Origin of the sequence: Streptomyces sp. NPDC053069 (assembly GCF_044546895.1) — a bacterium.
In the GTDB taxonomy this organism is placed as follows: Bacteria; Actinomycetota; Actinomycetes; order Streptomycetales; family Streptomycetaceae; genus Streptomyces.
This window is the reverse complement of the sequence record NZ_JBITZN010000010.1, coordinates 83,160-97,439: the sequence shown is the minus strand read 5'-3', so window position 1 is coordinate 97,439 and position 14,280 is coordinate 83,160. Positions and strand designations below refer to the sequence as shown.

General features: G+C 72.0%; 15 protein-coding genes and 1 pseudogene. 10 read left to right on the top strand and 6 right to left on the bottom strand.

Going from position 1 to position 14,280, the window contains the following annotated elements:
- Positions 1-22: 22 nt before the first annotated feature.
- The gene (locus ACIGXP_RS23680) at positions 23-1,216 is read right to left on the bottom strand and encodes an argininosuccinate synthase (protein ID WP_399771236.1); all 1,194 of its coding nucleotides are present in this window, start codon (positions 1,214-1,216) and stop codon (positions 23-25) included.
- 174 nt (positions 1,217-1,390) lie between these two features.
- Here ACIGXP_RS23680 and ACIGXP_RS23675 point away from each other — a divergent pair, with 174 nt between their 5' ends.
- The 3 genes from ACIGXP_RS23675 (at position 1,391) to ACIGXP_RS23665 (ending at position 3,621) form a co-directional block, all read left to right on the top strand.
- Positions 1,391-2,221, top strand: coding sequence for a hypothetical protein (locus ACIGXP_RS23675; protein WP_399771234.1), 831 nt, complete (start codon positions 1,391-1,393; stop codon positions 2,219-2,221).
- 104 nt (positions 2,222-2,325) lie between these two features.
- Entirely contained in the window at positions 2,326-2,913 is a 588-nt protein-coding gene (locus ACIGXP_RS23670) for a pyridoxamine 5'-phosphate oxidase family protein (protein WP_363215953.1), read from the top strand.
- 3 nt (positions 2,914-2,916) lie between these two features.
- Entirely contained in the window at positions 2,917-3,621 is a 705-nt protein-coding gene (locus ACIGXP_RS23665) for a L,D-transpeptidase family protein (RefSeq protein WP_363215954.1), read from the top strand.
- A gap of 52 nt (positions 3,622-3,673) precedes the next feature.
- On the opposite strand, the gene ACIGXP_RS23660 is transcribed toward ACIGXP_RS23665, so the two are convergent.
- Positions 3,674-5,146, bottom strand: a complete 1,473-nt coding sequence (locus ACIGXP_RS23660; protein WP_399771231.1) for a sensor histidine kinase — start codon at positions 5,144-5,146, stop codon at positions 3,674-3,676.
- A gap of 5 nt (positions 5,147-5,151) precedes the next feature.
- Complete coding sequence (locus tag ACIGXP_RS23655; protein ID WP_399771229.1) at positions 5,152-5,892, bottom strand: response regulator transcription factor; 741 nt, start codon at positions 5,890-5,892, stop codon at positions 5,152-5,154.
- 66 nt (positions 5,893-5,958) lie between these two features.
- Between ACIGXP_RS23655 and ACIGXP_RS23650 the strand changes: the two are divergent.
- The 7 genes and pseudogenes from ACIGXP_RS23650 to ACIGXP_RS23620 all read left to right on the top strand — a co-directional run.
- Positions 5,959-6,183 (top strand): annotated as a pseudogene (locus ACIGXP_RS23650) (FMN-binding protein); the annotation flags it as partial.
- A 74-nt stretch (positions 6,184-6,257) separates the two neighbouring features.
- Positions 6,258-7,640, top strand: a complete 1,383-nt coding sequence (locus ACIGXP_RS23645; protein WP_363215955.1) for a ferredoxin reductase family protein — start codon at positions 6,258-6,260, stop codon at positions 7,638-7,640.
- 17 nt (positions 7,641-7,657) lie between these two features.
- Positions 7,658-8,425: an FMN-binding protein gene (locus ACIGXP_RS23640; RefSeq protein WP_399771226.1), complete on the top strand. Its 768-nt coding sequence runs from the start codon at positions 7,658-7,660 to the stop codon at positions 8,423-8,425.
- Between the two features lie 4 nt (positions 8,426-8,429).
- Positions 8,430-9,221, top strand: coding sequence for an FAD:protein FMN transferase (locus ACIGXP_RS23635; protein WP_399771577.1), 792 nt, complete (start codon positions 8,430-8,432; stop codon positions 9,219-9,221).
- 82 nt (positions 9,222-9,303) lie between these two features.
- A complete protein-coding gene (locus tag ACIGXP_RS23630; RefSeq protein ID WP_399771224.1) occupies positions 9,304-9,501 on the top strand; it encodes a hypothetical protein in 198 nt (65 codons plus the stop codon).
- A 74-nt stretch (positions 9,502-9,575) separates the two neighbouring features.
- Positions 9,576-11,390: an ABC transporter ATP-binding protein gene (locus tag ACIGXP_RS23625; protein WP_399771222.1), complete on the top strand. Its 1,815-nt coding sequence runs from the start codon at positions 9,576-9,578 to the stop codon at positions 11,388-11,390.
- Positions 11,387-12,319 (top strand): serine/threonine-protein kinase, encoded by a 933-nt coding sequence (locus ACIGXP_RS23620; protein WP_399771218.1) that lies wholly within the window; start codon positions 11,387-11,389, stop codon positions 12,317-12,319. Before ACIGXP_RS23625 ends, ACIGXP_RS23620 begins: the two co-directional genes overlap by 4 nt.
- Here the strand turns inward: ACIGXP_RS23620 and ACIGXP_RS23615 are convergent.
- The 3 genes from ACIGXP_RS23615 to ACIGXP_RS23605 form a co-directional block, all read right to left on the bottom strand.
- Positions 12,277-13,044 (bottom strand): hypothetical protein, encoded by a 768-nt coding sequence (locus tag ACIGXP_RS23615; RefSeq protein ID WP_399771215.1) that lies wholly within the window; start codon positions 13,042-13,044, stop codon positions 12,277-12,279. The two genes, ACIGXP_RS23620 and ACIGXP_RS23615, sit on opposite strands and share 43 nt — an antisense overlap.
- Complete coding sequence (locus tag ACIGXP_RS23610; protein WP_399771212.1) at positions 13,034-13,621, bottom strand: RNA polymerase sigma factor; 588 nt, start codon at positions 13,619-13,621, stop codon at positions 13,034-13,036. Before ACIGXP_RS23610 ends, ACIGXP_RS23615 begins: the two co-directional genes overlap by 11 nt.
- A gap of 110 nt (positions 13,622-13,731) precedes the next feature.
- The gene (locus tag ACIGXP_RS23605) at positions 13,732-14,277 is read right to left on the bottom strand and encodes an arginine repressor (RefSeq protein ID WP_055704023.1); all 546 of its coding nucleotides are present in this window, start codon (positions 14,275-14,277) and stop codon (positions 13,732-13,734) included.
- Between the last annotated feature and the right edge of the window lie 3 nt (positions 14,278-14,280).

The window sequence follows — 14,280 nt, the reverse complement described above, 5'->3', positions numbered from 1 at the left end:
GTGGTGGATGTGGGGACCGTACTCACGCGAGGTCTCGCCTGGCGGCGATCTTCGACGACAGGCTGTAGATGTCGATGAAGCCCTTGGCGGCGGCCTGGTCGAAGGTGTCGCCGGTGTCGTAGGTGGCGAGGTCGAAGTCGTACAGGGACGACTCGGAGCGGCGGCCGGTGACGACCGCGCGGCCGCCGTGCAGGGTCATACGGATGTCGCCGCAGACGTGCCGGTTGGCCTCCTCGATGAACCCGTCGAGGGCACGCTTGAGCGGGGAGAACCACTGGCCGTCGTAGACCAGTTCGCCCCAGCGCTGCTCGACCTGCCGCTTGTAGCGGGCGAGTTCGCGCTCGACGGTGACGTTCTCCAGCTCCTGGTGGGCGGTGATCAGGGCGATCGCGCCAGGAGCCTCGTACACCTCGCGGGACTTGATGCCGACGAGGCGGTCCTCGACCATGTCGATCCGGCCGATGCCCTGGGCGCCGGCGCGGTCGTTGAGCTGCTGGATCGCCTGCAGGACGGTGACGGGCCTGCCGTCGACGGCGACCGGGACGCCCTCCTCGAAGGTGAGGATCACCTCGTCGGGCTCCCGGGGCGCCGCCGGGTCGGCGGTGTACTCGTAGATGTCCTCGACGGGGGCGTTCCAGATGTCCTCCAGGAAGCCCGTCTCGACGGCGCGTCCGAAGACGTTCTGGTCGATGGAGTACGGCGACTTCTTGGTGGTGGCGATCGGGAGCTGCTCGGCCTCGCAGAAGGCGATCGCCCTGTCCCGGGTCATGGCGTAGTCGCGGACCGGGGCGATGCACTTCAGGTCGGGGGCGAGGGCGGCGATGCCGGCCTCGAAGCGGACCTGGTCGTTGCCCTTGCCGGTGCAGCCGTGGGCGACGGTCGTGGCGCCGTGCTTCTTCGCGGCGGCGACCAGGTGCTTGACGATCGCGGGCCGGGACAGGGCCGAGACCAGCGGGTAGCGGTCCATGTAGAGGGCGTTGGCCTTGATCGCCGGGAGGCAGTACTCGTCGGCGAACTCGTCCCTGGCGTCGGCGACCTCCGCCTCGACGGCACCGCAGGCGAGGGCGCGCTTGCGGATGACGTCCAGGTCCTCGCCGCCCTGGCCGACATCCACCGCGACGGCGATGACCTCGGCGCCCGTCTCCTCGGCGATCCAGCCGATGGCGACGGAGGTGTCCAGGCCGCCCGAATAGGCGAGTACGACGCGCTCGGTCACGGGTCTCTCCTCAACACTGCACCTGCTGTCATGCATGAGTATGCAGAGGTCTGCATGATTCGTCAATTCTCGGGACCGTTGAACGAGGGCAACCGCTTTCCCGTAATCACCGGCAGACGCAGGCGCCGCGTCGGTCACCGCTGAACCCACTCCTGACCCAAGTGAGGCATCCGCATGTCCAGGGCTCTTCCGAAGTACCACAAGCGTCGCGTGGCGATCATCGGCGGCACCGCCGCCGTGGCACTCACCGGCGCGGTGATCGCAGGCTCCGCCCTCGCCGGAACGCCCCACCGGAGCGGCGCCACCGCGAACGCCCGCACCCTCGCAAGCCCCGGCACGATCACCTGCCCGGACGTCGCCTCCAGGCTCCCCGCCGTCCCCGCCGCCGCCAAGGCCGAGGTCGACCGCAATCTCACCCTGCTGCAGACCCAGATCCAGGAAGCCGACAAGCGTTTGCAGACCACCGTCGGCCAGGGCGGACCCAACTTCGTCAACAACGCCATCCTCGGCCCCCTCAAGGACAAACGCGCCTCCACCATCGACCGCATCACCATCGCCATCGGCCGCACCACCACCAAGCCGACAGGACTCGCCTCCCTGGCCGCCTGCGCCCTGAACGCGAGCGGCAGCGCGGCGGCCGGTACCGCCGCACCGAGCACGGCCGCCTCCGAGCAGACGGGAACCGTCGGGAAGCCCGGAGGGAACACCGGAGCCGGCACGATCACCTGCCCGGACGTCGCCTCCAGGCTCCCCGCCGTCCCCGCCGCCGCCAAGGCCGAGGTCGACCGCAATCTCACCCTGCTGCAGACGCAGATCCAGGAAGCCGACAAGCGTTTGCAGACCACCGTCGGCCAGGGCGGACCCAACTTCGTCAACAACGCCATCCTCGGCCCCCTCAAGGACAAACGCGCCTCCACCATCGACCGCATCACCATCGCCATCGGCCGCACCACCACCAAGCCGGAAGGACTCGCCTCCCTGGCCGCCTGCACGCTGTCCCGGTGAGGCGACAGGCAGCCGTGGCCGCCCCGGTCTGCGCCGGCCGGGGCGGTGGACCTTTCGCGGAATTCCTTAGACAAGCGAAGGAGTTGCGCCAATAATCGTTAGACATGGGAAAGACCTATGAGCGCATCGACGGCAGGCTCCGGACGTTCATCGAGGAGCAGCCCCTCTTCTTCACCGCGACCGCCCCACTGTCCGGCGACGGCACGGTCAACCTCTCCCCCAAGGGCCTCAGGGGCTCCTTCGCGGTCCTCGACGGACTGACCGTGGCCTACCTGGACTTCGCCGGGTCCAACGCGGAGACCATCGCGCACCTCAGGGAGAACGGCCGGATCACCCTGATGTGGTGCGCCTTCCAGGGCCCGCCGAACATCGTGCGCGTGCACGGCCGGGGCGAGCCCGTCTTCCGGGACGACCCTCGCTTCAAAGAGCTGCTCGCCCACTTCCCGGACATCGACCCGACCCCGCACGGACTGCGCGCGATCATCGTCGTACACGCGGAGCTGGTCCGGGACACCTGCGGGTACGCCGTCCCCCGCCTGGCGTACGAGGGCGACCGCGACCTGCACGAGAAGCGTTTCGCACGGGAGGACGACGTCACGCTGGGCGCGTACTTCGAGAAGAAGGAGCATGTCGCGAAGAGCCTGGACGGACTACCCGGGCTGCCGTTGCCGCTTCCGCCGTCTACCGTCTGAGCCATGCGCCCCGGTGTCGTACTGGCCCTCGTGTCCGCGTCCTCGCTCGCCCTGCTCGGCTCCGCCCCGGGCACCGGGTCCGAGTCGCTGCCCGCGCGGATGACGGACACCGGCGGCGGCAGCCAGCTGATCATCGCGCAGGCGGACAGCGCCGCCGCCACCACGGGCACGCTCAGCTGGTGGGACCTGAAGGGCGGGCAGTGGGTGCAGGCCGGTACGGCACCGGCGCGGTTCGGGGCGAACGGGCTCGTCGACGGCGGCTCACGCGTGCAGGGCACGGACACCACGCCGACCGGTCTGTACGCCCTTCCGTTCGGCTTCGGGATCAAGGCGGCGCCGAGCGGGACGAGCGTCGAGTACCGGGCGGTGAAGGAGAGCTCCTGGTGGTGCCAGGACAATGACTCGGCGTCGTACAACCGGTGGGTGGATCCGCTGCCGGGCGACTGCCGGGCGTCCGAGTCGGAGCACCTGATCTCCTACACGACGCAGTATGCGTACGGACTCGTCATCGGGTTCAACTACGACCAGCCGGTACGGGGGCGTGGCGCGGGCATCTTCCTGCATGTCAACGGGCGGGGGGCAACGGCTGGTTGTGTGTCGGTGCCGGAAGACGCGATGCGGCGGATTCTGCAGTGGGCCGAGCCCGGGAAGGACCCGCACATGGCCATCGGGACGGCGGACGGGGTGACATCTCTCACCCGGTACTGAACTCGCCGTACGCCCGCGCGGCAAAGCCGCATGTCGACAAAGCCTCGCGCCCTCAGGCCGGCAGGCTGACCCGGAATGTCGTGGAGCCCGGGGTGCTCGCCAAGTCCACACTGCCGCCGTGCGCCTCCGCCACCGCCGCCACGATCGACAGGCCCAGGCCCGTGCCGCCGCCGGGGGCGTCCGCTCGGCGGCGGTGTTCTGCTCGGGTGAAGCGTTCGAAGACGTCGGGCTGGATGCCCTCGGGGACACCGGGGCCGTCGTCGTGGACGGAGAAGAGGGCCGCGTCGGTGGTGGTCTCCAGGGTGACCGTGACCTTGGTGCCGACAGGCGTGTGCAAACGTGCGTTGGCCAACAGGTTGGCCAGCACTTGGTGCAGTCGGTGGGCGTCTCCCGTCACCGTCACCGGTTCCTCCGGGAGGTCCAGGGTCCAGCGGTGTTCAGGGCCGGTGGCGCGGGCGTCCGTGACCGCGTCCAGGACGAGGCGGGTCAGGTCGACCGGGCGGCGTTCCAGCGGGCGGCCGGCGTCGAGGCGGGCCAGCAGCAGCAGATCGTCGACCATCTCGCCCATGCGGGCGGACTCGGCCGTGATGCGCCGCAGGGCGCGGGTCACCTCCGGTGGTACCGGGCCCGGATGGAGGAGGGCCAGTTCGGCGTGGCCGCGGACCGAGGCGACCGGGGTGCGCAGCTCGTGGCTGGCGTCGGCGGCGAAGCGGCGCAGCCGTTCCTCGCTCGCGTGCCGCTTGGTCAGCGCGTCCTCGACATGGCCGAGCATGCGGTTGAAGGCCCCGGCGACCCGGCCGACCTCGCTGTCCGGGTCGGCGTCCGGAGCGCGCGCCGGCAGCGCCACCTCGCCGCTGGCCAGCGGAAGCTCACTGACCCGGGTGGCGGTGGCGGCGACCCGGCTGAGCGGGCGCAGGGACCAGCGGACCCAGAGGGCGCCGGCCACGCCGGTCATCACGAGCGCGAGGCCGAAGACGACCCCGGCGACCAGTTCCAGGCGGTGGACCGTGGCCTGGACCGGCTCCAGCGGCAGGCCGACGATCAGCACGTCCCCGTCCCGTCCGGCGCAGGCGACGACCCGGTAGTCGTCCAGGGCGGAGAGCTCGACGGTGTGGGGCCGGCCGTCGACCGGTACCCGGGCCAGGCGTGCGCTGTCCTGTGCCGTCAGGTCGACGTTCAGGTCGGCGGACGGGTCGCCGCCCCGGATGAGGCCCTTGTTGGTGACCGTGCCGTTCAGCAGACGCGCGCCGAAGGTGCCGGTCGCCATCCGACGGGTGTCGCCGTGTTCGTCCCCGTCATGGTCGTCGGGATGGTCGTCGGGCAGCCTGCCGCCGCGTTCCAGGCTCTCCGGGAACCGGGTGCCGACCTGGGTGAGCTGCTCGTCCAGGCGCTGGGTGAGGAAGCCGTTCAGCTCGACGACCGCCGCCAGGCCCACGGCCGCGCAGCTCACCGCCAGCAGTACCACCAGGCCGAAGGTCAGCCGGGCGCGCAGGGTCCGCAGGCGGGGCAGGCGCAGGTGTCGCACGGCCCTCACTTGGCCACCGGCTTCAGGACATAGCCCGCTCCGCGCACCGTGTGGATCATGGGATCGCGGCCCGCGTCGACCTTCTTGCGCAGGTAGGAGATGTACAGCTCCACGACGTGGGCGCGGCCCCCGAAGTCGTACGACCACACCCGGTCGAGTATCTGGGCCTTGCTGAGCACACGGCGCGGGTTGCGCATGAGGAAGCGGAGGAGTTCGAACTCCGTGGGCGAGAGTTCGATCAGTTCCGCGGCCCGCGTGACCTCGCGGGCCTCCTCGTCCATCACCAGGTCGCCCACGATCAGCCGCGGCCCCTCCTCCTGCTGCCGGGCCATGCCCGCCCGGCGCAGCAGACCGCGCAGCCGGGCGACGACCTCTTCCAGGCTGAAGGGCTTGGTGACGTAGTCGTCGCCGCCCGCGGTGATGCCCGCGATCCGGTCCTCGACCGCGTCCCGTGCCGTGAGGAAGAGGACACAGACGTCCGGCTTGACCTCGTGCAGGCGGCGCAGCACGGCGAAGCCGTCGGTGTCCGGGAGCAGCACGTCCAGGACGACCGCGTCGGGCAGCAGTTCGCGGGCGGTGGTCAGGGCCGAGGCGCCGTCGCCGGCCGCGCGGACCTCCCAGCCCTCGTAGCGCAGGGCGCCGGTGAGCACCTCCGCGAGGTCGGGGTCGTCGTCGACGACGAGGACGCGCAGCGGGGTGCCGTCGGGTCGGGTGAGGGCCGGGCGGCCGGAACGGGTGGTGTTCATCGCGCTTACCAGCATCACCCAGGTGGCCGAGTGGGACGTACCGCCTGTCCTCTGAGTTTTCTCTGAGTGCGGGCGACGATCAAGAGCGGCAGGCTCACGGACGTGACGGCCGTGCGGTACCCGCACGACAACGCCCGCGACCAGGAGATCAACAGCTACGCACTCCCCCAGCTGCGGCGTGCGGCGCTGGCCGCACAGAGCGCGCAGATCGACGCCGTGTCGGGAGCGACGTACACCAGTGACGGATACCGACGGTCACTCCGGTCCGCGCTGGACTCGGCCGGACTGTGAGGCGGGGGCCTCTGAACACCCAGCGCATGCGGCACGTATCTCTGGGCCAAGGGTCAAGTCCCCACGGAGGAACCGTGACCACCACGCTCGCAGGCGGACGTGCCGCCCGCCGCCAGACGATGCGCCGCATCCGCCCGCGCCGCTCCCCGGCCGTCCCGCTGCTGCTCGCCGTCTGGGCGGGCGCGGCGGCCGTGCTGTGGCTCTGGTGGCACAACACACCGGCCGTCGCCGACGACAACAGCAGGATCCTCAACGCGGGCCGGATCACCGGCCTGTTGGCCGGCTATCTGATGGCGCTGGTCGTGCTGCAGATGGCGCGCGTGCCGGCGCTGGAGCGGCGGGTCGGTTCCGACCGGGTGGCCCGCTGGCACGCGATGAGCGGCCGCTACACGCTCTGTCTGATCGTGGCGCATGTGTTCCTCACCATGTGGGGGTACGCGCTGCAGGCGGGCAAGTCGCTCGGCGACATCGTGCAGCAGACCGTCGACTCCATCAACCAGCTGCCGGACATGGGCAAGGCGGCCATCGGCACCGGCCTGTTCGTGCTCATCGGGCTGACGTCGATCGGCGGGATCCGCCGCCGGATGCCGTACGACACCTGGTACCACGTCCACCTGATGACGTACGCGGCGGTGTTCCTGACGTTCTGGCACCAGATCACCACCGGCAACGACTTCGCGGTCGAGCCCGCCGCCAAGACCTTCTGGTACGGGCTGTACGGCACGGTCACCGCGCTGGTGGTCTGGTACCGCATCCTCACCCCGATCCGGCTGAACCTCCGGCACCGGATGCGGGTGGAGGCGGTCATCGAGGAGACGCCGGGCATCGTGTCGGTGCTGATCGGCGGACGGAGGCTGCACCGGATGGGCGCGGAGGCGGGGCAGTTCTTCCGCTGGCGCTTCCTCGCCCCCGGGATGCGGTTCAGCTCGCACCCCTACTCGCTGTCGGCGGCGCCCCGCCCGGACATGCTGCGCATCACGGTGAAGGCGATCGGCGACCACAGCGAGCGGCTGCGGGAACTGACGCCCGGCACCCGGGTGTGGGCGGAGGGCCCGTACGGCGCGATGACCGCGCAGCGCCGCAGCCGGGGCAAGGTGCTGCTGGTCGCGGGCGGGGTCGGTATCACGCCGATGCGGGCGCTGTTCGAGACGCTGCCCGGCGCGGCCGGTGACATCACCCTGCTCTACCGGGCCAACAGCACCCAGGACCTGGCGCTGTGGGACGAGCTGGCGAAGATCGCCGACGAGCGGGGCGCCCGGCTGATGTACGCGGTGAACAGCCCCGAGGGCGAGCGGCCGGACATCTCCGCGGAGAACCTCCAGCGGAAGATCCCGGACATCGACCGGCACGACGTGTTCATGTGCGGTCCGGCCGGGTTCGCGCAGTCGGTGTACGAGGCACTGCGCGGCGCGGGGGTCCCCGCCCGCCGCATCCACCACGAGTCGTTCGAGATGTGAGCAGGAGCTGCGAAGCGATGAGGAAGAGCCACCCGATCCGGCGGGTCGTCCTGGCCACGGCCGCCACCGTGTCCGGTGTCGTGCTGCTGCTGTCGCTGAAGCCGGCGTCCGATCCGGCCTCGGCGTCGGCGGTGGGCGCGGCGCCGCCGCAGGGCGCGGCGGCCCAGCAGTCACCGCAGGGCGGCAGCCAGGCCTCCGCCGGCTCCGGCACGGTGACCGGTGACGCGGCGCAGACGCAGTACGGGACCGTGCAGGTACGGCTGACCGTCTCCGGCGGCAAGGTCACCAGGGCGGAGGCGGTACAGGCACCCAAGGGCGGCCTCAGCGACCAGAAGACCGCCCTGGCCGTGCCCAGGCTCAACCAGGAGGCCGTCGCGGCGCAGAGCGCGCAGATCGACTCGGTGTCGGGGGCGACGTACACGAGCGCGGGGTACAAGAAGTCGCTGCAGTCGGCGCTGGACAAGGTGAAGTCGGCGCCGGCGTCGAACGCCGGATCCTCGGGGACCGCGCAGGCGCGCACCGTCACCGGGAAGGTCGCGCAGACCCAGTACGGTCCCGTCCAGGTACGCGTCACCGTCGCCGGCGGCAAGGTCACCAGGGCGGAGGCGGTACAGGCACCCAAGGGCGGCCTCAGCGACCAGAAGACCGCCCTGGCGGTGCCGAAGCTCAACCAGGAGGCGGTGGCGGCCGGGAACGCGGACATCGACGCCGTCTCCGGCGCCACCTACACCAGCACCGGCTACAAGCAGTCGCTGCAGTCCGCGCTGGACCAGGCCGGTGACTGACACGGTGGCCGAGCCTGCCGAGGCTCCCGCCGCGGTGCGTCATGCGGAGGAGGTCATGGGGACCGTCTTCTCCTTCGACGTCCGCGGCGGGGATCCGCGTGCGGTGCGCGAGGCGCTGGCGGAAGCGGTCGCCGGGCTGCACCGGGCGGACGCGGTCTTCAGCACCTATCGGGAGGACAGCGAGATCTCGCGGCTGGCCCGGGGCGAGCTGACCGTGGCGGAGTGCGTGCCGGAGGTGGCCGAGGTGCTGGACCTGGCGGCCGAGGCGGAACGGGCGAGCGAGGGCTGGTTCAGCCCCCGGTACCGGGGCGCGCTGGATCCCACCGGGATCGTCAAGGGCTGGGCGGCGGAACGAGCCGCGCGGCTGCTGGCTCAGGTGGCCGGGGTGCGCGGGGTCAGTGTGAACGGGGGCGGGGACGTCCAGATGCTGGGCTCGCCGGCGCCGCACCGGCCGTGGCGTGTGGGTGTGGCGGACCCGTTGCGCCCGGGCGGGCTGGCGGCGGTGATCTCGGCGGCGGGAGCGGACGAACTGTCGGTGGCGACGTCCGGCACGGCCGAGCGGGGCGCGCACATCATGGACCCGCGGACGGGCAGGCCGGCGGTCACGGACCTGGTGGCGGTGACGGTGGTGGGACCGCGGCTGACCTGGGTGGACTGCTGGGCGACGGCGGCGTTCGCGATGGGGGCGCGGGCGGGACTGGCATGGCTGGAGTCGCTGCCGGACGTGGAAGCGCTGCTGATCACGGCCGGGGACGAGGTGCGGTGCACCGGGGGGCTGGCCGCTCGAATGGGTTGAAAATGGAATTTTTTCTGAAAACAGCCATCCGATGTCCGCCGTGACACGTATCTCCTGTGCAGCAAGTTTCGGGAGGAACGTAATGGCTATCTTCAGCAGTCTCATGCCGGCCATGCGCCGGGACCACGGCGACGACTCGTCGGGCCACGACTCCTCGGGGCACGGTCACGGACACGACCACGGCCACGACCACGGCCACGGACACGGCCACGGCGACCACGGTCACGGCGGCCACGGCGGCCACGGCGACCACGGTCACGGCGGCCACGGCGGCTACTGATCACCAACCAGGGCTGAGCGGACCGGGAACCGGAGGACCCGGTCCGCTTCGCCGGTCCCCGAGGAACGCATCCCATGGCGCATCCGCTGCGGCGTCTGCTGGCGGTGGGCGAGGGCTCCGACGCCGTCGTCGCGGCCGCGCCCACCGTCTCACCGCGTGAGGTGTTCCGGCGGTTCTGGCCCTACACGCGCGGGGGCCGCCGCTGGCTCGTTCCCCTGCTTCTGTTCAGCCTGTTCGGCCCGGCCGTCGACGCCGGGGAGATCTGGCTGTTCAAGTCCGTCGTGGACGGCGTGCTCGTCCCCCGCGACCTGCGGCCCCTGGAGTGGATCGCCCCCGCCTATCTGGGGCTCATCCTCTGCTCCGGGGTACTGGGGTTCGCCGACGACGTGACGTCCACCTGGGTCGGCGAGCGCTTCCTGCTCTCGCTGCGCTCCGCCGTGTTCCGGCACGTCCAGGGACTGTCGCTCGGCTTCTTCGAGCGCCGGCGGCTCGGGGACGTGCTGTCCCGTGTCACGGGGGACGTCGACGCGGTCGAGACGTTCCTGCTCTCCGGGGTGGCGGACGCCCTCTACTACGTCGTCTGCCTGGGCGTCTATCTGGGCCTGCTGTTCTACCTGCGGTGGGACCTGACCCTGCTCGCCCTCGCCGTCGTACCGCTGTTCTGGGCCGCCGCCCGGCACTTCTCACGGCTGGTCAAGACGGCGTCGCGGGAGCGCAGGCGCCGCAGCGGCTCACTCAGCGCGGTCGCCGAGGAGGCGCTCGGCAACGTCGCCCTGGTGCAGGCGTACAACCGGCAGGACTGGGAGACGCGCCGGTTCGACCGGGAGGGCATGGGCAGGTTCCGGGCGGCGATGGCCTCGGCCCGGATCCGGGCCGTGTACGCGCCCGTCGTCGAGATCATCGAGGTGACCGGCGGCCTGGCCGTGATGGGTCTCGGCACCTGGAAGCTGGCCCAGGGGCAGTTGACGCTGGGCGGACTGCTGGTCTTCCTGGCGCTGATCGGCAAGCTGTACGGCCCCGTACACGGGCTGTCCCGGCTCGGCACCAGCCTCTACTCCGCCTCCGCCGCGGCCGAACGGATCATCGAGCTGCTGGACCAGCAACCGCAGGTGGCCGATCCGCCGACCGCCCGGCGGATCGGCCGGGCGCGGGGCGAGGTGTCCTTCGACGGCGTCTGGTTCCGCTATCCCGGCACCTCCTCGTGGGCGCTGTCGGACGTCTCCTTCCAGGTGGCCCCCGGGGAGACCCTGGCGCTGGTCGGGGCGAGCGGAGCCGGCAAGTCCACGGTCGCCAAGCTCCAGTTGCGCTTCTACGACCCCGACCGGGGCGCGGTCCTGCTCGACGGAACCGACCTGCGGGAGCTGAGCCCGACCGCCGTACGGGAGAACGTCGCGGTGGTGCTCCAGGAGACGCTGGTCTTCCACGGCACCGTGCAGGAGAACATCGCCTACGGCCGGCCCGGGGCGAGCGAGGCGGACATCGTCGCGGCGGCGCGTGCCGCCGACGCCCATGAGTTCATCGAGCGGCTCCCGGAGGGCTACGACACGCTGGTCGGCCAGCGCGGCCGGACGCTGTCCGGCGGGCAGTGCCAGCGGCTGGCAATCGCCCGCGCGATGATCAGGGACGCGCCGGTGCTGCTGCTGGACGAGCCGACCACGGGGCTCGACGCCCGGTCCGGCCGGCGGATCATGGACCCCCTGCGCCGGCTGATGGCCGGGCGGACCACCGTCGTCATCTCCCACAACCTGCTGACCGTCCGCGACGCCACGCGGATCGTGGTGCTCGACCACGGCCGGGTCGTGGAGCACGGCGCCCATGCCGATCTGCTCCGGGTCGGGGGGACGTACGCCCGGCTGCACCGTCTCAGTGGGGGCGCGGTGCTGTCATGAGCGGTCCCGAGCCCCTCGCACCGGGCACCAGGCCGGCACCGGGATACGAGATCCTGGCGCAGCTGGCGCGCACCGGCTGGCAGGACGTCTACGACGCCTGGAGCGAGGAACGGGCCTGCCGCTGTGTGCTGAAGGTGGTACGGCCGGACCGGCGGAACGAGGCGCAGCTGGGCGAGCGGCTGCTGCGGGAGGGCCGGTGGCTGCGGGAGTTCAGCCATCCCCATCTGGTCCGGGGTTACGACGTCTTCACGTCACCCGAGCCGCTCGTCGTCCTGGAGACACTGACCGGTGAGACGCTGTCCCACCTCGTGCACCGGTTGCGGCGCCGGCCCGGCGCGGCGGACGTGGCGCTGCTCGGTGGGCAGCTGTGTTCCGCGGTCCACTACCTGCACGGCCGGGGCCTGCTGCACCTGGACCTCAAGCCGGCCAACGTGGTGGTGGAGCGCGGTCATGCGAAGGTGCTGGACCTGAGCGTCGCACGGCCGCCCGGACCGGCGCCCGCGGGCCTGGGCACCCGCTGCTACCTGGCTCCGGAGCAGGCCCGCGGGGGGCCGCTCACGGCCGCGGCCGACGTGTGGGGCGTCGGCGTCACGCTGTTCGAGGCCGCGTGCGGTCAGGGGCCGTTCGACCAGACCGGGGCCGGGTCCGGGGACAGGGGTGTCGGGGAGGGCGACGTCACCGACGGCCCGGAGGACCGGTATCCGCAGACGGAGGGGGCCGCCCCGCCGATCGCCTCCCGGCGGCGGCTGCCACCCGCGCTCGCCGCCGCCGTCGACGCCTGCCTGCTGATCGACCCGGCGAGCCGGCCCACGGTCGCCGAACTCGCCGCCGCCCTGGCAGCGACACTGCCCCCGGCGCACCGTCCGTGGGCCGGACGGGCGGTGTGTCAGGTGTCCTCCGGCTCGACCACCTGGCCCTTCTCCAGATGAGCCGTGGCGAGGACGGTGCCGTCCGGGGACGTCAGCCGGGCGCGGAGGACGGCCGACAGGTCGCCGGGGGTCCCCACGCCCCAGTCGCCGCGGCCGCCGCGCACGGAGAAACTCCCGATGTGGACCAGGCTGCCGTCCGCTCGCTCGAGAAGACAGGTGACCGTTCCGCTGTAGGAGCTGCGGCGCCCGGCGAGATCGACGGACATGAAGACCCAGGCGTGGCTGCCGGGGTGGGCGTAGAACTCGCCGACCGGCCGGCCGCTGGCCGCGATCATGTCGCCCATGAGCATGGGCTCGGACGCGGGGGCGGGCTCGCTCACCGTGACCTCCTGGAGGGCGGTGCCGACCGCCCAGCCGGCGAACCCGACGGCGACGGCGAGCGTGGTGGCGACCGCCGCGAGCCGCAGCCTGGCCCGGCGGGCACGGCCACGGAAGCTCCGGGGCGCACGGCCGCCCGCGCGCGCGGGCCCGCCACCCTCCTGCGCCGCCGCCTGCTGGGCCAGACTGCGCGCCACCCGGGCCTCGAAACCGGGGGGCGGGTCCCTGTCCGGCAGCAGGCCGATCAGCCGGTCGCCGACCAGGGTCAGCTGCCGGATGTGCTCCCGGCAGTCCGCGCACCTGTCCAGATGGGCGACCGCCTCGGCCCGCTCGCTGCCGCACAGCACGCCCAGCGCGAGCTCGGCACCGATCTCCCGCAGCTTCTCGCAGTTCGGGTCACTGGACATGGTCGCCTCGCTGCGGAGACGCGAGGGTGGTGCGCAGTTTGGCCATCGCGGCCCTGACCCGCGTCTTGGCGGTGCCCAGCGGGATCCCCTCCCGCTCGGCGATCTGCTGGGCCGTCAGTCCGTAGATGCCCGCCATCACCAGGGCCCGGGCCTGTTCCCGTGGCAGCCGGGCCACGGCGGCCCGCAGCTGGGAGGAGGCTTCGTCGGCCAGGGCCCACTGCTCGGGGGTCGCGGTGACGGCATCGAGGAGGGCGTCGAGGTCCTCGGACGCCATCGGCTCGGTCCGCCGTGCGCGGACGGCGTCGACGGCCAGGTTGTGCGCGATCGTCGTCAGCCAGGTGGCGACCGAGCCGCGGCGCGAGTCGTAGATCTGGGCGTGACGCCAGGCCCGCTCGAACGTCAGCTGGGCGACGTCCTGGGCGAGTTGCTGGTCGCGGGTGACCGCCATGGCGACTCCGTAGACCCGGTGCTGGAACCTGTGTACGAAAGTGTCCGCGAGTTCCGGATCACCGGTGGCCAGCCCGGACAGCAGAGCCTCGTCCGGGAGGCGGCTCACGGGGAACCGGAATCCCGACACACCTCTGTATACGGTCGAGGGCCGCCACGGGATTGCCGGCCTGCCTGCCCGCCCGCCGCGGAAGATCACATTCCCATTCTGCGCCGACCTGCAGGCCGCCGCATGTGGGGTCAGTGACCGTTCTGCGCCAGCCGCAGCAGATGGTCCGCGAGTGCCTGCCCCCCGCTGGGGTCCCGGCTGATCAGCAGCAGTGTGTCGTCACCGGCGATCGTGCCCAGGATGTCGTGCAGCTCCGCCTGGTCGATGGCCGAGGCCAGGAACTGGGCCGCCCCCGGCGGGGTGCGCAGGACCACGAGGTTGGCGGAGGCCTCCGCGGAGATCAGCAGCTCCTGGGACAGCCGCCGCATCCGCTCCTCCTTCGCCGACTCCCCCAGCGGCGCGCGCGGGGTGCGGAAGCCGCCCTCGCTGGGCACGGCGTAGATCAGCTCGCCGTCGGTGTTGCGGATCTTCACCGCGTTCAGCTCGTCGAGGTCGCGGGAGAGCGTCGCCTGGGTGACGCTCAGCCCGTCGTCGGCGAGCAGCTTCGCCAGCTGGCTCTGCGACCGCACCGGCTGCCGGTTGAGGATGTCCACGATCCGGCGGTGCCGCGCGGTACGGGTCTGCGGCACGGCGGGCCCGGCACCCGCCGCCTGCTCGTGGTCCTGCGCCTGGCTCATCGT